Source organism: Devosia sp., from assembly GCF_017307565.1.
Lineage (GTDB): Bacteria > Pseudomonadota > Alphaproteobacteria > Rhizobiales > Devosiaceae > Devosia.
In genome coordinates this window covers 1-2999 of record NZ_JAFKHD010000276.1, presented here as the reverse complement: position 1 = coordinate 2999, position 2999 = coordinate 1, and the positions used below count along the sequence as shown (strand labels likewise).

Annotated in this window: 4 protein-coding genes and 1 pseudogene; all 5 read left to right on the top strand. The window is 63.4% G+C overall.

Translation table 11 applies throughout. The annotated features are described in order from the left end of the window. Positions 1-101: 101 nt before the first annotated feature. A complete protein-coding gene (hisD, locus tag J0I64_RS08615) occupies positions 102-1394 on the top strand; it encodes a histidinol dehydrogenase (protein ID WP_291407174.1) in 1293 nt (430 codons plus the stop codon). 8 nt (positions 1395-1402) lie between these two features. Further along, positions 1403-1876 (top strand): annotated as a pseudogene (locus J0I64_RS08610) (UPF0262 family protein); the annotation flags it as partial. A 6-nt stretch (positions 1877-1882) separates the two neighbouring features. Further along, entirely contained in the window at positions 1883-2362 is a 480-nt protein-coding gene (locus J0I64_RS08605; protein ID WP_291407175.1) for a hypothetical protein, read from the top strand. Positions 2363-2437: 75 nt separating this feature from the next. After that, positions 2438-2656, top strand: a complete 219-nt coding sequence (infA, locus tag J0I64_RS08600) for a translation initiation factor IF-1 (protein ID WP_035082742.1) — start codon at positions 2438-2440, stop codon at positions 2654-2656. Between the two features lie 7 nt (positions 2657-2663). Then, a partial coding sequence (locus J0I64_RS08595) for a Maf family protein (RefSeq protein ID WP_291407173.1) occupies positions 2664-2999 on the top strand: 336 nt, incomplete at its 3' end.

The window sequence follows — 2999 nt, the reverse complement described above, 5'->3', positions numbered from 1 at the left end:
GGGGCCTTCCAAACCCACAAACCCCATTCCCCCTTGCGATCAACCGCCCCATGGGGGATAGATCGCACCGACGAAAAATCCGCCGCTATTCCGGACCGCCCATGCCCCTTCGCCTCGACAGCGCAGCCGCCGATTTCGAATCCCGCTTCGTTGAGCTGCTCGCCAGCAAGCGCGAAGCCTCCCAGGAAGTGGGCGACATCGTTGCCGGCATCATTGCCGATGTGCGTGCCCGCGGCGACGTGGCCGTGGCCGAGCTGACCAACAAATTCGACAAGGCCGGCGTCACCCCCGAAACCCTGCGTTTCTCGGAAGAGGAAATCGCCGAAGCCGCTGCCCGCGTCACTCCGGATGTTCGCGCAGCGCTCCAGACCGCGCATGACCGCATCAAGTCGCACCACGAGCGGCAGATGCCCAAGGATGATCTTTATACCGACGCGCTCGGTGTCACCCTCGGCTCACGCTGGACCGCCATCGACGCCGTTGGCATCTATGTCCCCGGTGGTCTCGCCTCCTATCCGTCATCGGTGCTGATGAATGCCGTGCCTGCAAAGGTCGCCGGCGTCTCGCGCATCGCCATGGTCGTGCCCACGCCCAATGGCCAGCTGGCCGCGGCCATTCTCTGCGCCGCACAGATCGCCGGCGTTACCGAAATCTACCGCGTCGGCGGCGCCCAGGCCGTTGCGGCCCTCGCCTATGGCACTGCTGCCATTCCGCGCGTCGACAAGATCATGGGCCCGGGCAATGCCTTCGTCGCCGCAGCCAAGCGCCAGGTGTTTGGCCAGGTCGGCATCGACCTCATCGCCGGCCCCTCGGAAGTCCTTGTCATTGCCGACCGCTCGGCCAATCCCGCCTGGGTCGCGGCCGATCTCATCGCCCAGGCCGAACATGGCGGCGGCGCCCAGTCGATCCTCGTTACAACAGACGAACGTCTGGCCGATGCGGTCGAAGCCGAAGTCGACCGCCAGTTGAGCCTCCTCCCCAAGGAATCCATCGCCCGTGAAGGCTGGGACGAGTTCGGCGCCATCATCACCGTCGATTCGCTTGAAACCGCCACCGACCTCGCCAACCGTATCGCCTCGGAGCACGTTGAGCTGGCCATCGACGATCCGCAGTCACTGGTGCCGGCCATTCGCCATGCCGGCGCGATCTTCCTCGGTCACCACACGCCCGAAGCCATTGGCGACTATGTCGGCGGCTCCAACCACGTGCTGCCCACCGCCCGCTCGGCGCGCTTTGCCTCGGGCCTCGGTGTGCTCGATTTCGTCAAGCGCACCTCGATTCTCGGTTGCACGCCCTCCTCGCTGTCGGCGCTCGCTGAAGCCGCCGTCACCATTGCCGAAGTCGAAGCGCTCGATGGCCACGGACGCTCCATTTCGATTCGGCTCAACCGTTGAGCATTTCAATGGGCACAAGCGAGGCGGCATCCAGTACCAATCGTCTGGTCACCGTCACGCTCGACCCCAATACCATCACCTCGATCAACCCCGACGAGGTGCATGAATGGCGCATCGCCATCTATGATCTGCTCGAAGAGAACAGTTTTCGTCCCGCCCGCGTCGCGGCCGAAGGCCCCTATGCGCTGCACGTTTCCATTATCGGCAATTCCATCGTGCTCGACGTGCGGCACCCGGAGACTTTCCAGCCGATCGCCGCGCATTACATCTCGCTGACCCCTTTCCGCCGCCTGATCCGCGACTATTTCCGCATTCGCGACGCCTATTACGAGGCGATCCGCTCCGCGCAACCCTTCCAGATCGAAACCGTCGACATGGCGCGGCGCGGTATGCACAACGAGGCGGCCGAACTGCTGCGCACCCGGCTCAACAACAAGATCATCATCGATCTCAATACCGCGCGGCGCCTTTTTACGCTGATCTGCGCCGTGCAGCCCTATGCCAGCCGCATCGATGAGGCGACGAGCGAACTTCCCACCGTGCTCTTTGTCTGCTCGATGAATTCGGTTCGCTCGCCCATTGCAGCCGCGCTGGCGCGCCAGGCCTTTCCCGGTCGCATCATTGCCCGCTCGGTGGGCGTCAATGGCGGCAAGGCCGACCAGTTCGTCTATGAGGTCATGGAAGAGATCGGCATTGATATGTCGATCCACACGCCCCATATTCTGGATGAGCTCGTGGCCAACCGCTTCGACCTCGTCATCACCCTTTCCGACGATGCTCCGGAAGCCGTGGCCAAGAAGGGCCTCGAAGCCGGAGAAATCGAACAGTGGACGGTGCCGGACCCCTCGCTGGTCGAGGGTAGCCGCGAGGTGGTTCTGTCGGCTTATCGCGAATTGCGCGATACCCTCAGACGCCGCGTTCGTACCCGTTTGGAGCCACTGGTTTCCGGTGGTTCACAAAGCCACTGATTTGCAGTAGGTTCCGCCAAAATTTTCGGCCGCCGCGGAGCAGATGAGCTCGCGGGGGTCTTCCCAGGAGAAAGTATGGCCAAAGAAGAAGTGCTCGAATTCCCGGGCGTGGTCACCGAATTGCTTCCCAACGCGACCTTCCGGGTCAAGCTTGAGAACGAACACGAGATCATTGCTCACACTGCCGGCCGCATGCGCAAGAACCGTATCCGTGTTCTCGCCGGCGACAAGGTGCTGTGTGAAATGACCCCGTATGACCTGACCAAGGGTCGTATTACCTACCGCTTCAAGTGAAGGCATCATGGCCAGTCGTCCGGAACTGATCCTGGCCTCCGCCTCGCCGCGTCGGCTTGCATTGCTCAACCAGATCGGCATCGAGCCGGAGCATCTGGTTCCGGCCCATGTGGACGAGACGCCTGAAAAGGGCGAATTGCCACGCAAGCTTGCCGCCCGCCTCGCCGACCTGAAGGCCCTCACCGCCCAGCACAAGGCCCGCGTCGCCGGTTTCGGCTCCGACGCACTGGTCCTGGCTGCGGATACGGTGGTGGCTGTCGGCCGGCGGATCCTGCCCAAGGCCGAGACCATGGAAGAGGCATCCGATTGCCTCCGCCTGCTCTCGGGCCGCGCGCACCGCGTC

Coding starts and splice junctions, on each gene's coding strand:
- hisD (WP_291407174.1), top strand. CDS start 102: ATGCCCCTTCGCCTCGACAGCGCAGCCGCCGATTTCGAATCCCGCTTC.
- infA (WP_035082742.1), top strand. CDS start 2,438: ATGGCCAAAGAAGAAGTGCTCGAATTCCCGGGCGTGGTCACCGAATTG.